Consider the following 14,647-nt stretch of genomic DNA (forward strand, 5'->3'; position numbering starts at 1 on the left):
GGATGTTGACTACTATTTTTTTACAGAAAAAGAGGCTCTATAAAAATAGACCCTCTTTCTTTTACCGAATAAACTTATATTGCATACTCACTATCGTATACTCCAAGAATTATTTTCTCGATTCGCCAATAACCCGGACCTCTGGTTCCAAACACACTCCATGGGCAGATTGCACCCGTTTTTGTACTTCTCGAATCAAATTTAATATGTCTTCGGCCGAAGCATGCCCCATATTAACAACAAACCCGGCATGTTTTGTTGATACCTGGGCATCACCGACAGAAAATCCTTTAAGTCCTGTTTGTTCGATCAAGGTCCCGGCAAAATGTCCGGCTGGCCGCTTAAATGTGCTTCCTGCACTGTGCATTTCCAATGGCTGCTTACTGCGCCGACGGCTCATAAGCACATCAATGCGTTCAGCAATTGCCGCCTTATCATCTGCCGTAAGTGCAAGTTCCACTTCAACAATCACTTCCTGTGTCAGTTGAAATCTGCTGTGCCGGTATGAAAATTCAAGTTCTGCCGCATCATATGTGTGAACGATTCCGGCATCATTGATTGCTTGGACTCGGGAAACGATTTTGCTCATTTCACCATCGTACGCACCAGCATTCATAAACACAGCGCCGCCCAAGGTTCCCGGAATCCCACAGGCAAATTCAATTCCCGCCAGACCGTTTTGCTGCGCAAATGCGCAAACATCTCCCAGCATAAGCCCTGAACTGGCCCGCAGTAATAAACCATCACATTGCAATACCTTATTTAGCTCATTAAGTTGAATAACTACACCGCGTATTCCGCCATCTAGCACTAAAACATTAGACCCGCCCCCTAAAACCGTCAAGGGAAGCAACAGCTCTTTTGCTGACCGTATGGCTACCGCCAGTTCCTGAACAGTGTGAGGAAGGACAAGCACATCGGCAGGTCCGCCTACGGCAAATGTCGTATGCCGGCTCATCGGCTCATCTATCAACAGCCGTTCACCGGGAATGATCGCATTCAATTGTGAAATAAAACTTGTAAACGCATACTTATTTATCAAGGATACTCATTCCTTCAGCCATAGATTCTTGAATGATTTTTAATACATCGCCGGCACAAGTCTGCCATTTCCTATACGCTTGCAAATAATCAACGGCCATTTTATTTCCTTTGATAACTTCTGCTAATTTATTTAGTTCTTCTACCTTGGCTTTATCAGGTTGTCCCCCCATTGCCCCGGCATATTCCAACTGCACTTGTTTTATGAGAAATTCTTGAACCATTTTTTTCGATGTCTCATTTGTGGAAAGAACCTTTCCCGCATCTACCAGAGCCTTATATTCTTCCGACTCACGAATAGCTTTTGCCAGTTCATGGGCTTTATCATATATATTCATCATTTATTTCCCCTTTATTTCAAATTTTTAATGCCAATCCCGCATTTAGACATATCGGGAAAATCTAATTGACGCAGCGCTTCATAGGAAACAATAGCAACAGAATTAGATAAATTCAAACTACGAGCCTTATCCGCCATGGGAATCCGAAAACAAAATTCGGGGTACTGTTTAAGTAACCGTTCCGGCAGTCCCTTAGTTTCTTTGCCGAAAACCAGCAAATCATCTTTTTCAAACCGGATATCAGCATAACACTGTTCCGACTTAGTCGTCAAATAAAAAAATCGGTGACCTTCGTATTTTTTCTGCACTTCTTCAAAATTTTCATGAATTTTTACATCAACTAACGGCCAGTAATCTAATCCTGCTCGTTTTAAATACTTATTCTCCAAAGAAAATCCTAATGGTTTAACTAAATGCAGCATAATATGATTAGCTGCACATAACCGTGCGATATTTCCTGTATTGCCGGGAATTTCCGGTTCCACCATAACAATATGCATAATCATCACTCTCCTGTAACATTGTACAAGATTTTTTCATGTCCTTCAAGTGACAGAGATGCATAGATAATATTGTTTAATTGAATTTTATCTTCAAATATGTTTTAATATAGGTATTAGGGAAAGTATATATTAAGAAAGAGGTGTTCATCATGGATATGGAAAACAGAGACAATATTGCACAATGGCCGATTTATTTCGCTCCAGGCTGTAAGCTGCTGCAGTTGGAACCGCAGACAGTGTCTCAGCTATATGATTATTTACATCAACTATTTGGTACTATTCACTTATATACTCGCTGCTGCGGCCTGGACGATGCTCGTCAGCACGATGAAGAAGCGGTTTTTATTACGCTGTGTTCTTCTTGTTTTAAAGTATACGGAGATACGTATGCTAACCTCCATATGAGAGATTTCTGGGATATTTATACTGATTATAAAGACATCTACCCACTAAAAGATGAAAAAGAATTACATAAAAAATTGGATACTGCCATGGAAGGGGCTTTTCCAAAAGAAGGACTCGATAAATGGTACCATGCATTAAAAAAATGAGGCAACATTATGAAATTTACCTATTACGGACATTCCGCTTTTTTACTTACAGAAAAGAATACCGCCATTTTATTTGATCCGTTTATTACGGATAATCCTTGGACATCAATTAATCCGGCATCTATTTGCTGTCAGTACATTTTTATTTCTCATGCCCACAGCGATCATTACGGAGATGCTGAAATCATAGCTAAAACCAACAACGCTACCATTATCAGCACAGCAGAAGTAGCTGCTAAAGCTGCAAATGCAGGCTGTAAGACGCATGCCATGCACATTGGCGGCAAAGCTTTTTTTCCTTTTGGCTATATCCGCCTGACCCCCGCTCTTCATGGTTCCGGTATAGCAGGCGGGCTCGCATGCGGCTGTATCATTCAAATAAATAATAAGCTTATTTACTTTGCCGGTGACACGGGGCTATACTCAGACATGAAACTCCATAGCCGCTTTTCACCTATTGATTACGCGATTCTTCCTATTGGCGACAATTTCACAATGGGCATTGAAGATGCTGCCATTGCAGCGTCTTGGATCCAACCGGGTTTAGTGATTCCCATTCATTATAAAACATGGCCGATCATTGACAAGGATCCTATGGAATATAAAAATTTAGTTGAAAAAAATTTCCATATTCCAGTCCAAATCATCGCGCCCGGCACAACCTATGAATTTTGATTAAAACGGAACAATTCCCCTGATTCATTCATGGATCAGGGGAATTGTTCCGTTTATATATTAATGAAAATATTATATTATTTTACTTAATCAAAATTCACAAAATGGATTTGTAAATTTCAATAATTTCGTTCTTGACAACATCTCTTGGATTACCTGGTGTACAAGCATCAGCAATCGCTGATGCAGCAAGAAAATCAATATCTTTCTCTTTAACTCCCAGTGTACGAAGCTGCCGCGGTATATGAACATCATCCGCCAATTTTTGCACAGCATCTATACAGGCCTGTCGATATTCCTCCTGGCTCATGTCATCTACTCCGGACACCCCCATAGCCCGTGCCACTTCGCGATAACGTTCCCCTGTCGCCGATGCATTAAATTTTAATACCGGCGCTAATAAAACAGCACAGGCAACCCCATGCGGAATGTCATAAAAAGCACTTAATGGATGTGCCATGGAATGATCGATCCCCAAGCCAACATTAGAAAATCCCATACCTGCAATGTACTGGCCAATTGCCATTTCTTCACGTGCCTTCATATCACCTTCTACCGATTGGCGCAGCCATTTACTGATCATTTCAATAGCCTTTAAATGCATCATATCAGTTAATTCCCAGGCTCCTTTCGTAATGTATCCTTCAATGGCATGAACTAATGCATCCATTCCCGTAGCGGCACAAAGACCGGCAGGCATGGAAGCACTCATCTGCGGATCTATAATCGCAACAACCGGTATATCATGAGGATCTGAACAAACAAATTTGCGATGTTTTTCCACATCTGTGATAACATAATTAATAGTAACTTCTGCCGCTGTTCCGCTAGTCGTCGAAACAGCAATAATCGGCATTGCCTTATTTTTGGTCGGTGACGCCCCTTCTAAGCTGCGGACATCATAAAAATCCGGATTTGTCATAATAACAGCAATAGCTTTTGCCGTATCAATAGAAGAACCTCCGCCAATAGCAACAATAACATCAGCTTGTTGTATCCGGCAAAAATCAACACCTTCTTGTACATTTTGAATCGTGGGATTGGCTTTGATATGATCATATACAACATAATCAATATCCGCACTATCCAGTAAATCTGTCACTTTATCGGCAACTTTAAATTTTAATAAATCGGGATCGGTTGCAACCATGACTTTTTTTAACCTGCGATTTTGCACTTCATTAATAATTTCCTGAATAGCACCTTCACCAAAATATGAAGTTTCATTTAACGTAATTCTGTTACTCATACTAGTATGCCTCCTTTTATAAAAAAGAACTATACTATCTAGTATGAAATAACTGTGCCAAAAAGCGATATATTCATCAAATCTATTTTTTTATTTGTCTATTTTCTCTCTATAATGGAAATATGTTTTATTATTCACCCTATTTAGTCAATAAAAGCTTCTTTTCTGTGATTTTTCATGTCAATCATATGTATCAAATTTATCAAAATTATTGATACATATGATACATATGATAATTTTAAATCTGACTGTCATTCTAAGCCCCGCCGTATTTTTTTTGGTATTATATCATATTGCTTACAAATACGATAAAAGGTAGGTATACTCACGCTTATACGGTGAGCAGCATCGGCTACATTGCCCCCGGAGTTTTTAAGAATACGTACATATGTCTGTTTTTCGCTTTCTTCTCTTGTTTCACTCGGTACGACTGCAGCAACATCATCCATAACATAGCAAAAATCATGGGATGAAATCACCGGAGACTCGCTCGTGTAAAAAACTCTTTCAATACTATTTTGCAGTTCCCTGACATTCCCGGGCCAATCGTAGTGTTTTAGAGATAATAAAAAATCTGCAGAAAATTTTCTTTTTCTATCCGGATATCGCAAATTAAACCGCTGCAAAAATCGATTGGCACAAAATTCTACATCATCTGGACGTTCCCGCAGAGGCGGAATATCTAATCTCAATACATTGAGTCTATAATAAAGATCACTGCGAAATAACCCTAACCGGACTTGTCTCTTTAAATTGCGATTGGTCGCGGCAATAACACGCACATCCAGTTTTTTTTCCTCTTTACCGCCAATACGGCGAACTTGCAATGTTTCAACCACTCGCAGTAACTTAGCCTGAAATTCCAATGGCATTTCTCCGATTTCATCAAGAAACAACGTACCATGGTCGGCTAATTCAAATTTTCCCGGATTCCCTTCCTTGAGAGCTCCTGTAAAAGCTCCTTTTTCATAGCCAAAAAGTTCACTTTCTATCAAATCCCGCGGCAAAGAAGCACAATTTACCGCAACAAAAGGTCCTTCTGCTCTACAGCTTCCCGTATGAATGGCTTGAGCAAATAGTTCTTTTCCCGTACCGCTTTCACCTTCTATGAGGATGCTTCCATCATATCGGGCATACTGCCGTGCTCTTTCTATCACTTGTTTCATCATGGTATCCGCAGTAAAAATATTGTCAAAGCTATATGCAGCTTGATTTCCGGACACACGATTCACTGACCGTATAAGATGTTCTTGCTTACGAAGAATCACGGTGATTGTCCGTCCGCTCGTATTTACGGTTAATGAAATAGTAGCACTAAAACGCCGCACTTTTCCCTTAATAAAAAAACGCATGTCATCTATATATAACGGTGCATTTTCCTTTTGCATCGTTATAACGCTATTCCAATCTACATCCGGCATAACACTTCTAAAATCAATCATTGCCATTTTAGGAAAACAAATCGATAATTCCTTTTTTGCTGTATTATTTATCCATCGCAATTGAAATGTATCATTGAGCAAAAGGATGGATTCGTGTAGTCCGTTGGCTGCTGAACGCATAAGCAGCGACTGATGATAACTTGCCAGCATACTTTCCACACTAAACGCGCCGGCTACAACAAGTGCCAGTGTATGCGGATGAGCGGCTTCCACAGCACCGGACAAATCCAGACAACCGATTACTTGACCGTTCAACCCATGAATCGGCGCCGCGGAACAAGTCCATCCATGCTGAGACATACAATAATGTTCCGGGCCATTCATTTGAATCGGCATGTCATATTCCAATGCAATTCCCGGTGCATTACTTCCTACTCCCAGATTAGTCCATACAGCTCCCTTATGAAACAATATGTTTTCGGACCTTTTTAAGATAGAATCATCCCCGATTGTTTCTAAAACATACCCATCCCTATCAGTTAATACCAGTAAAAAGTGTGACTCTTTAATAATTTGGTATACACTTTGTATAATAGGGGCTGCTATTCGAATCAATTCTTTGTTTTTCTTCAATACCTTTTGAAAGACGATATCATCTACCTGTGTAACATTATCACTATATGGATTTACTCTCATCTCCCGGCACTTTAACCAAGACCGTGCAACAGCAGGCTGCATCTTTTCATTTAAGGTACCATCAGACATAAATTTTTGCCACACAGCTTTTGCTTCACCTATTTTCATGTTATGCACTCCCTACAACGAACGAATAGTATATATATTAAAAAAACAGACAAACCATCCTATATGAATAGTATATCATCAATCATCATATATTACGCTTACTTTTAAACGGTATATGAATTTATGTATTCATTTGCAAGAAGTGTATAACATACCGATGAAACGCATGTAATTTCAATTTATTTAATATATTGCAATACAACTTCCGTCATTGTATTTGTATCAGCCTTTTTAAATCCATCCTTATATAAATCGGGAGTGCGCCAGCCCTCTTCCAAAGCAGCATCAACAGCTTTTTCAACAGCACAGGCCGCTGACTCTTCCTCTAACGAATAGCGAAGCAGCATAGCAGAAGAAAGAATCGTTGCCAAGGGATTGGCAATACCCTTGCCGGCAATATCCGGTGCCGATCCATGAATAGGTTCATAAAGGCTTGTAAGTTCTCCAATACTAGCCGATGGCATCATTCCAATGGATCCTCCCAATACAGCCGCTTCATCGCTCAGTATATCGCCAAACAAGTTTCCTGTTACAATCACATCAAACTGTGTCGGCCTGATGGCCAGCTGCATCGCACAATTATCTACATACAGATTATCTACTAATATATCGGGATTCTGCGCGGCAATTTTAGTGACTGTCCGCCGCCATAAGCGAGACGTTGCCAATACATTGGATTTATCGACGGAGGTGACCTTATTTTTCCTCTTGCGTGCAGCTTCCATCGCAAATCGTGTAATTCGTTCTACTTCCGGTACACTATAGTTTTCCAAATCCCATGCACGTTCAACACCATTATGTATTTCCGATTCGCATTTATCACCAAAATAAATCCCGCCAATAAGTTCGCGAACAATAAGAATATCTGAACCGGTCACAATTTCCGGTTTCAGCGGAGAATATTCACAAAGTTCCTTCTGCACTTTTACTGGACGCAAATTAACATATAATCCCAAGGCTTTTCGCAATCCTAAAACCGCTTTTTCAGGCCGCAGTGCTGGTTCCACACTATCCCACTGCGTGCCGCCTACTGCACCAAATAAAACAGCACTCGCTTTTTTTGCAGCCTCAATCGTATTTTCAGGAAGCGGGGTTCCAAATTTATCATAGGCCGTTCCCCCTGCATATTGATATTCAAAGGTAAGCCCTATATGATATATCTCATCAATTTTTTTCAGCACCTTCACAGCCGCTGTCGTAATTTCTTTTCCAATCCCGTCTCCCGGGATGACAACGATATGTTTTTCCATTTATTTTTTCTCCTTTACATATTCAATTAACCCGCCGGCTCTGGCAATATCTTGAATAAATCCAGGCAGCGGTGCTGCTTGAAATATATCTCCTGTTGTACTATTTTCAATACATCCTGCCGTCAAGTCAATCCGAAGGATATGACCGGCTTTAATCTTTTCTACATCACTGCCGATTTCCAATACAGGTAATCCTACATTAATACTATTGCGATAAAAAATACGAGCAAAACTAGCTGCAATAATAACCGGGATTCCAGAAGCTTTAATAGCTATCGGAGCATGTTCACGCGAGGAACCGCAGCCAAAATTCTTGCCTCCTACCATGATATCTCCTGTTTGTACTTCATGAGAAAATGTTTCGTCTATATCTACCATACAATGGGACGCTAATTCTTGTGGATCAAAACTGTTCAAATAACGGGCAGGAATAATAACGTCTGTATCTATATTATCGCCATAACGCCAAACTTTTCCTTCTATTTTCATTTCAATATACCTCCTTAGGTGCTGCAATTTTCCCCAAAATAGCACTGGCTGCCGCTACTTGCGGACCCGCCAGATATACTTCACTATCTACGTGTCCCATCCGGCCGCGGAAATTACGGTTCGTTGTAGAAACACACTTTTCTCCGGCTGCAAGTATCCCCATATATCCCCCCAGGCAAGGACCGCATGTAGGCGTAGATACAGCCGCTCCTGATTCAATAAATATTTTAATATATCCTTTTTCCATCGCTTCCATATAGATTTTCTGACTGCCTGGAATAATAATACAACGCACATCAGGATGAATCGTATGCCCTTGCATAATAGATGCTGCAATTTTCAAATCTTCTATTCGGCCATTTGTACAAGAGCCAATCACAACTTGATCAATTTTAATATCTCCAAATGTTCCTACTACTTTCGTATTTTCCGGCAGATGCGGGAACGCAACTACTGGCTTCAATTCTTCAAGATTGATTGAAACTACACGTCGATACGACGCATCATCATCCGCTGTCACTATATCATACGGCGTAGTGACACGATTCTTAATATATTGCATAGTTTGATCATCTACAGGAAAAATGCCATTTTTAGCTCCTGCCTCAATAGCCATATTGGCAATAGTAAACCGATCTGTCATCGACAATTCTGCAATACCGCTGCCCATAAATTCTAATGATTGATAAAGTGCTCCGTCCACTCCAATCATACCTATTAAAGTCAACATTACATCCTTGCCGGTAATATCATCTGGTTTTTTACCTGTAATATTAACTTTAATCGCCTCCGGAACTTTAAACCAGGCCTCTCCCGTCGCCATGGCCACTCCGAGATCGGTTGAACCGACACCTGTAGAAAAACCGCCTAACGCTCCATAGGTACAAGTATGAGAATCGGCTCCGATCGTAACCATCCCCGGCGCTACTAATCCTTGTTCCGGAAGCAGAACATGTTCAATCCCAACACGCCCAACTTCATAATAATGCTGAATGTTATTTTCTCTGGCAAAATCACGTACAATCTTTGCAAGTCCTGCAGATTTGATATCTTTATTAGGGATAAAGTGATCCGGTACCAAAGCAACCTTTGTACAATCAAAAACCGGTCTGCCTATTTTTTTATATTCAGCAATCGAAGGAGGTGCCGTAATATCATTCGCTAACACCATATCCAGTTTACAATTAATTAAGTCACCGGCCTTAACAAAATCCAATCCTGCATGTCTGGCTAAAATTTTTTGTGTCATCGTCATTCCCATAATATATTCCCTCCAAAATTATAACAGTTACTAATGTTGTGCAATTCCATCTTTATATATGTCTTTTTCATATGCAGCTTCTCGTTTTTGACAAAATTTAACTTTTTCTTTGATTCCTTCCATTTGATTTACAGCACTGATAAAAGCAATAACGGAAGCGGTGATAATATCGGTATCTACTCCTACTCCCCAAGCAGTCTTCCTATCATCATAGGTCAATCCAAAATAAGCCATTCCCCGCGAATTGGATCCGCTATCTAAATCGTGCTCATTATAAACTAAATTATATATATGTATGCCATACGTGCTGCAAATAGCATTACTCACAGCATCTAACTGTCCATTTCCGCTGCCTTCCAAAATCGTTTTCTTCCCGTTTACCATAAGAACAATTTGTCCATACCATTTCGTCTCTTCTTTTTTAAGTGAAAAATCCTCTAATTGGAAAGGTGAGATTATATTAACATAATGCTGCACAAATATATGATACATATCCTCCGGCTTTAATTCACGATGTTTATGATCTGAAATTTCTTTTACAAAATAACTAAAATCTTCACGCATTTTTTTAGGCATGCAAACGCCATACTGTTGTTCCATTACATATCCCACACCCCCTTGACCTGATTGACTGTTAATGCGGATAACATCCGCATCGTAATGGCGTCCCAAATCTTCCGGATCAATAAGCAGATATGGCACAGACCATTGCTTTTGACACGTATCGGCATGATATTTCATTCCTTTTGCAATGGCATCCTGATGAGATCCAGAAAAAGCGGCAAAAACAAGTTGTCCGGCATACGGTTGTCTGGGAGGAACATTCATACGCGTCACCCGTTCATATACTTCTATCAATTCCGGCATATTAGAAAAATCCAAACCAGGATCAATCCCCATGGCATACATATTTAACGCAATCGTTACAATATCGACATTACCGGTACGTTCTCCATTGCCAAACAAAGTACCTTCAATACGCTCTGCACCCGCCAACAATCCCAGTTCTGCATCAGCAACACCGCATCCTCTATCATTATGAGGATGCAGAGATAATACAATGTTGTCTCGATAATTCAAATGTTGAGACATGTACGCAATCTGTGAAGCATACACATGGGGCATAGACATTTGCACAGTAGAGGGTAAATTGATAATAGCCTTACGATCACTTGCAGGCTTCCAAACGTTAAGAACCGCATTGCAAACCTCCAGTGCATATTCAGGCTCTGTCCCGGTGAAACTTTCAGGAGAATATTCGAATCGATACTTAGAACCGTTTCGATCAGTTAATTCTTTCAACAATGCTGCTCCTTCAACTGCTATTTGTTTAATTTCCTCCTTTGATTTATGAAACACTTGTGTTCGCTGTGCTGCAGATGTTGAATTATATACATGCACAATTGCATTTTTTACTCCCTCTAACGCTTCAAACGTTCGTTGAATAATATGTTTCCGTGCCTGTGTTAATACTTGTACAGTCACATCATCAGGAATCAGATCTTTTTCAACTAGTGTACGTAAAAATTCATATTCTGTTTCTGACGCTGCCGGGAAACCAACTTCGATTTCCTTGAAACCCATTTGTACCAATTTTTTATAAAATTCTATTTTTTCGGTAAGATTCATAGGGATAATAAGAGCCTGGTTACCATCTCGCAAATCTACGCTGCACCAAGTCGGTGCTTTTTCGGCACAATCCTTTGCCGCCCAGCTTACATCTGTATACGGCGGCATATAATACCCTTTCTTGTATTTTTTTACGTTCATCATCCACCATGCATCTCCTTTTCCCTTCTGATTACAAGCAAACGCTGATTTTTATCAAGATTTTGCTATCTGTACACATGAACCCGTTTTCATCCTTTTTACTAATCCCGGGTTGTTACATCAACAGACAACAAAAAAAGTCTTCCATCTCTTTGAAGAGACGAAAGACTTTGCTCACGCGTTACCACTCTAATTCATACCAAAAAAGTATGCTCTTATATCAGGTACGGATTTTCATCGATACCCTCCTGTTTGTTAACGGCCAGGCCCCGGCTCCACCTACTTGATTCAGCGAGCAGCTTAAAGATGAGTTCGCTTCCGTTCCGCTACTGTTTCACACCACCCAACAGCTCTCTGCAAGCTTTCCGGACACTACTAATTCTTATCAACGCATTTGTATTTTTGCTTGTTGAATGATACTTTATCACAACATTCTTCTTTTGACAAGAGGGTAAAATTAAATTAAACGTTTGACTATATTGTATTTTTTTGTAAATTTATGTTCAGCGTCACAAAATACTATTACTTTTTATATCCTGTCATAAAATCAACTTCATTTTTCAGTGGAACTCCGCAGATATATGACCGCAGATTAGCTGCTGCTATTTTTACGATATTGTCATGTGTAGCTGCTAAATGAAATCCGCCGGATACATGCGGCGTTATATGGATACCCGGAATACTCCATAAAGGATGATTTTTCGGCAACGGCTCCGGATCCGTCACATCAAGTGCAGCACCTGCAAGATGTCCGTTTTTTACTGCATTGCACAGATCCTCACTAACAACCGCCGTACCGCGTCCTACATTAATAAAATAAGCCCCCTGCTTCATCGCTTGAAAACGTTCTTTATTATACAAACCCGTTGTTGCTTTTGTTCCTGGAAGACTGGAGACTATAACATCAGCACGAGCCAAATATTCATCCAGCCTTTCCATCGTTCCCATTTCATCCGCATAATCTGGAATAACAGTGCTGCGCCGCCGCATCCCAATGACATGTGCTCCCATCATTTTGCAAAGTCGGGCAAATCTGCCGCCTATATCACCCAGACCAATCACCAGAACGGTAGCACCCGATACAGAAGTAACGGGTCCTTCATCCTTCCATAAACATTGTTTTTGATTTGCCTCATACACATATAATTTTTTCATCATTGCTAACAGCACTGCCAACATATGTTCCGAAATAGCCAAGCCATACGCACCGGTTGCATTCGTTAACATAACACCGTGCTGAAGCACACCTGGTTTACAATATTCACTGGCACCCGCACTGAACAATTGCACCCATCGCAGTTTTGATGCTGTCGATAAAAGTGCCGGTGCTATATTTCCAATAATAACTTCCGCATCAGATACATCCTGTATAGTCACATTCGCTGCTGGAATATAAACAATTTCATTATCTCCTGCAGCCTCCTCCAACCATTTTTTATGGGTATCCAATAAATCCATTACTGCCAGTATTTTCATAATAAAAAACTCCTTTTTATGTATTATTTTTTTCCTTTCATTCGCATTGCAAAACTTCCGATCAGGACAGCCGTAATAAATGCCAGTAAAAAATAATCATCAATACTTCCTTTTTCTAATACCATGTAATACGACCAGATAAAAGCTGCCACCCCCAGCACATAAGTAAAACGTGTTTTATTATCCATTTCAATTAAAACTTGTTTTACGCTTTTTGGTTTTTTCTCTTGTTGTTCTTTAACTTTATTCGTTTTTTTAGGTATTGCAGAATTTGTTTTTTTTGTTGGTTTTTTACTCATTGCCATGCCTTCTTTTTGTTAGTAATCGTACTGGATCATATCGTATATTTCTATTTTATATGAACACCGGTCCCTTGGCAAGTGATAGTATACCGCAACTATTTTACAAAACCAGACAGACCTGTTAAAATATACATTATAAAATTAAATGCATGCCATCTATCAATACGCGGGATGGTGTGCTTTTTTTCTATATATTTTCATATAAAAGGAGATACGTCATTTTGACTCGCACACAAAACATAATAATTCGTTATATAATTTTATTTACAGGGTTACTTATTATGGCCTTTGGGATCGCGGTAGTTGCAAAATCAAATTCAGGTACTACGCCCATTTCCAGTGTCCCATTCGTTTTAAGCCTTATTTTTCCAATTACCTTCGGACAATTTACCTGCCTGCTCAGTATCCTGTTCATGATAGCGGAGTTTGTTATATTAGGCAGAGACTTTCCAAAAGCACAACTTTGGCAAATTATTATCGGTCCTTTTTTTGGCTTTTTTACAGACTTGGGAATGTATATTTTCTCGCCCCTGAATCCAAGTGCCTATTGGGCCAGAATGTTGGCCCTGCTTATCGGCAGCATTCTGATGGCATTGGGAATCTATCTGCAAGTAGCAGCAAATGTCATCATGAATCCCGGAGAAGGTGCGGTAAAAGCGCTGGCTTACAAATTCAAAATTCGCTTCGGCAGCGTAAAAGTAGTATTTGATGCTGTATTAGGCATAACCGCTTTGCTGATTTCCGTTGTTTATTTCGGGGATATACGAGGCATTCGTGAAGGCACTATTGTTTCTATTTTTCTGGTTGGTTTCCTGGTCAAAATTTGGAGTCGTATTGCCAATTATTTCGATTTCGAAAAAAAACTATACCCTATAAAAATGAAGTAATAAAATACGTTACCTGCAGATATTTCTGCAGGTAACGTATTTTTAACTTTAAATATAATTCACATGCTCCACTGTCAGGCTTTATTTTTTATCAACTTGCATCCGTGTAAAAGCGAAACTTTGAATACCATTTTTTCCATTGGGACCAAACGTAATCACAATTCTAACCAATTGATTCGCGCCGTAGTCTGCCATATAAGTCAACCGGTCTCCCTGATCAAATTTTTCCAAGACAACTAATTTCATACTTTTATATCGTCCAAATTTATTTTGAATTTGCTTTTGCAATTCTCCAAAGTTCTGCGTGTTGATTTTTTCTGCCAAAGAATCTGCCATACTGCTTTTGGCAGATCCATAACCATTATCCGTATATAACGCTGTCATGAAAGTTTGTACTTGACTTTCTTCTTTTGTCAATACAGCACCATTATCAGCGGCTATACCCATATTACTTAAAGAAATCGCAAAAAAGACAGTACATATAATTTTTTTAAATTTCATATATTCCGCTCCTCTTATACATTTTTAAAATACACTAAAAGTGACGAGCTACTCTTTTGGGAAACAACATACCTGTATCGGCATTTTACATTACCATGGATATGCAATGATATAGCATAAAACAACCAAACTGCCCCCCTGTATCATTTCATCTATACCGCGTGC

The 14,647-nt window shown here is 39.7% G+C and carries 15 protein-coding genes and 1 other annotated feature; of the genes, 3 read left to right on the plus strand and 12 right to left on the minus strand.

Translation table 11 applies throughout. The features are described 5' to 3' along the window. Positions 1–109: 109 nt before the first annotated feature. From murB to BLR11_RS02340, 3 genes are read right to left on the minus strand one after another with little or no spacing between them, the layout of a single operon-like run. Entirely contained in the window at positions 110–1,042 is a 933-nt protein-coding gene (murB, locus tag BLR11_RS02330) for a UDP-N-acetylmuramate dehydrogenase (RefSeq protein WP_091647843.1), read from the minus strand. After that, complete coding sequence (locus BLR11_RS02335) at positions 1,032–1,382, minus strand: YlbF/YmcA family competence regulator (RefSeq protein WP_245675055.1); 351 nt, start codon at positions 1,380–1,382, stop codon at positions 1,032–1,034. Before BLR11_RS02335 ends, murB begins: the two co-directional genes overlap by 11 nt. Positions 1,383–1,393: 11 nt before the next feature. Further along, positions 1,394–1,882, minus strand: coding sequence for a tRNA (cytidine(34)-2'-O)-methyltransferase (locus BLR11_RS02340; RefSeq protein ID WP_091647847.1), 489 nt, complete (start codon positions 1,880–1,882; stop codon positions 1,394–1,396). 152 nt (positions 1,883–2,034) lie between these two features. Here BLR11_RS02340 and BLR11_RS02345 point away from each other — a divergent pair, with 152 nt between their 5' ends. Further along, positions 2,035–2,436, plus strand: coding sequence for a hypothetical protein (locus BLR11_RS02345; protein ID WP_245675056.1), 402 nt, complete (start codon positions 2,035–2,037; stop codon positions 2,434–2,436). Between the two features lie 9 nt (positions 2,437–2,445). Continuing rightward, positions 2,446–3,111 (plus strand): metal-dependent hydrolase, encoded by a 666-nt coding sequence (locus tag BLR11_RS02350; protein WP_091647850.1) that lies wholly within the window; start codon positions 2,446–2,448, stop codon positions 3,109–3,111. Positions 3,112–3,208: 97 nt separating this feature from the next. On the opposite strand, the gene fucO is transcribed toward BLR11_RS02350, so the two are convergent. From fucO to BLR11_RS02390, 8 genes are all read right to left on the minus strand, one after another. Beyond that, complete coding sequence (gene fucO, locus BLR11_RS02355) at positions 3,209–4,360, minus strand: lactaldehyde reductase (protein WP_091647852.1); 1,152 nt, start codon at positions 4,358–4,360, stop codon at positions 3,209–3,211. 251 nt (positions 4,361–4,611) lie between these two features. Then, positions 4,612–6,546 (minus strand): sigma-54-dependent Fis family transcriptional regulator, encoded by a 1,935-nt coding sequence (locus BLR11_RS02360; RefSeq protein WP_091647854.1) that lies wholly within the window; start codon positions 6,544–6,546, stop codon positions 4,612–4,614. Positions 6,547–6,725: 179 nt separating this feature from the next. After that, positions 6,726–7,796, minus strand: a complete 1,071-nt coding sequence (gene leuB / locus BLR11_RS02365) for a 3-isopropylmalate dehydrogenase (protein ID WP_091647856.1) — start codon at positions 7,794–7,796, stop codon at positions 6,726–6,728. Continuing rightward, on the minus strand, positions 7,797–8,285 hold the full coding sequence (locus BLR11_RS02370; protein WP_091647858.1) for a 3-isopropylmalate dehydratase small subunit: 489 nt from the start codon (positions 8,283–8,285) through the stop codon (positions 7,797–7,799). It abuts the gene before it with no gap. A 1-nt stretch (position 8,286) separates the two neighbouring features. Further along, positions 8,287–9,546, minus strand: a complete 1,260-nt coding sequence (gene leuC / locus BLR11_RS02375) for a 3-isopropylmalate dehydratase large subunit (protein ID WP_091647859.1) — start codon at positions 9,544–9,546, stop codon at positions 8,287–8,289. Positions 9,547–9,576: 30 nt separating this feature from the next. Further along, positions 9,577–11,319 (minus strand): 2-isopropylmalate synthase, encoded by a 1,743-nt coding sequence (locus tag BLR11_RS02380; protein ID WP_091647861.1) that lies wholly within the window; start codon positions 11,317–11,319, stop codon positions 9,577–9,579. Positions 11,320–11,469: 150 nt separating this feature from the next. Further along, positions 11,470–11,714 (minus strand) — a binding site (T-box leader). Positions 11,715–11,838: 124 nt separating this feature from the next. Next, positions 11,839–12,792, minus strand: coding sequence for a D-2-hydroxyacid dehydrogenase (locus BLR11_RS02385; RefSeq protein ID WP_091647862.1), 954 nt, complete (start codon positions 12,790–12,792; stop codon positions 11,839–11,841). 23 nt (positions 12,793–12,815) lie between these two features. Continuing rightward, complete coding sequence (locus BLR11_RS02390; RefSeq protein WP_091647864.1) at positions 12,816–13,091, minus strand: hypothetical protein; 276 nt, start codon at positions 13,089–13,091, stop codon at positions 12,816–12,818. Between the two features lie 224 nt (positions 13,092–13,315). On the opposite strand from BLR11_RS02390, the gene BLR11_RS02395 reads away from it, so the two are divergent. After that, positions 13,316–13,981 carry a YczE/YyaS/YitT family protein gene (locus BLR11_RS02395; protein WP_218118691.1) on the plus strand — a complete coding sequence of 222 codons (666 nt, stop codon included), beginning with the start codon at positions 13,316–13,318 and terminating at the stop codon, positions 13,979–13,981. A gap of 81 nt (positions 13,982–14,062) precedes the next feature. Here BLR11_RS02395 and BLR11_RS02400 read toward each other — a convergent pair whose 3' ends face one another. Next, a complete protein-coding gene (locus tag BLR11_RS02400) occupies positions 14,063–14,482 on the minus strand; it encodes a DUF3887 domain-containing protein (RefSeq protein WP_091647866.1) in 420 nt (139 codons plus the stop codon). Positions 14,483–14,647 lie beyond the last annotated feature (165 nt).

The organism is Megasphaera paucivorans (assembly GCF_900103535.1).
Taxonomy (GTDB): domain Bacteria; phylum Bacillota; class Negativicutes; order Veillonellales; family Megasphaeraceae; genus Megasphaera_A; species Megasphaera_A paucivorans.

What these genes read in the sequence shown, in the direction of transcription:
- BLR11_RS02350 (WP_091647850.1), top strand. Translation starts at nt 2,446, where the DNA reads ATGAAATTTACCTATTACGGACATTCCGCTTTTTTACTTACAGAAAAG.
- BLR11_RS02335 (WP_245675055.1), bottom strand. Translation starts at nt 1,382, where the DNA reads ATGATGAATATATATGATAAAGCCCATGAACTGGCAAAAGCTATTCGT.
- leuB (WP_091647856.1), bottom strand. Translation starts at nt 7,796, where the DNA reads ATGGAAAAACATATCGTTGTCATCCCGGGAGACGGGATTGGAAAAGAA.
- BLR11_RS02390 (WP_091647864.1), bottom strand. Translation starts at nt 13,091, where the DNA reads ATGAGTAAAAAACCAACAAAAAAAACAAATTCTGCAATACCTAAAAAA.
- BLR11_RS02360 (WP_091647854.1), bottom strand. Translation starts at nt 6,546, where the DNA reads ATGAAAATAGGTGAAGCAAAAGCTGTGTGGCAAAAATTTATGTCTGAT.
- BLR11_RS02380 (WP_091647861.1), bottom strand. Translation starts at nt 11,319, where the DNA reads ATGATGAACGTAAAAAAATACAAGAAAGGGTATTATATGCCGCCGTAT.
- BLR11_RS02370 (WP_091647858.1), bottom strand. Translation starts at nt 8,285, where the DNA reads ATGAAAATAGAAGGAAAAGTTTGGCGTTATGGCGATAATATAGATACA.
- BLR11_RS02385 (WP_091647862.1), bottom strand. Translation starts at nt 12,792, where the DNA reads ATGAAAATACTGGCAGTAATGGATTTATTGGATACCCATAAAAAATGG.
- BLR11_RS02345 (WP_245675056.1), top strand. Translation starts at nt 2,035, where the DNA reads ATGGATATGGAAAACAGAGACAATATTGCACAATGGCCGATTTATTTC.
- BLR11_RS02400 (WP_091647866.1), bottom strand. Translation starts at nt 14,482, where the DNA reads ATGAAATTTAAAAAAATTATATGTACTGTCTTTTTTGCGATTTCTTTA.
- leuC (WP_091647859.1), bottom strand. Translation starts at nt 9,546, where the DNA reads ATGGGAATGACGATGACACAAAAAATTTTAGCCAGACATGCAGGATTG.
- BLR11_RS02340 (WP_091647847.1), bottom strand. Translation starts at nt 1,882, where the DNA reads ATGCATATTGTTATGGTGGAACCGGAAATTCCCGGCAATACAGGAAAT.
- fucO (WP_091647852.1), bottom strand. Translation starts at nt 4,360, where the DNA reads ATGAGTAACAGAATTACGTTAAATGAAACTTCATATTTTGGTGAAGGT.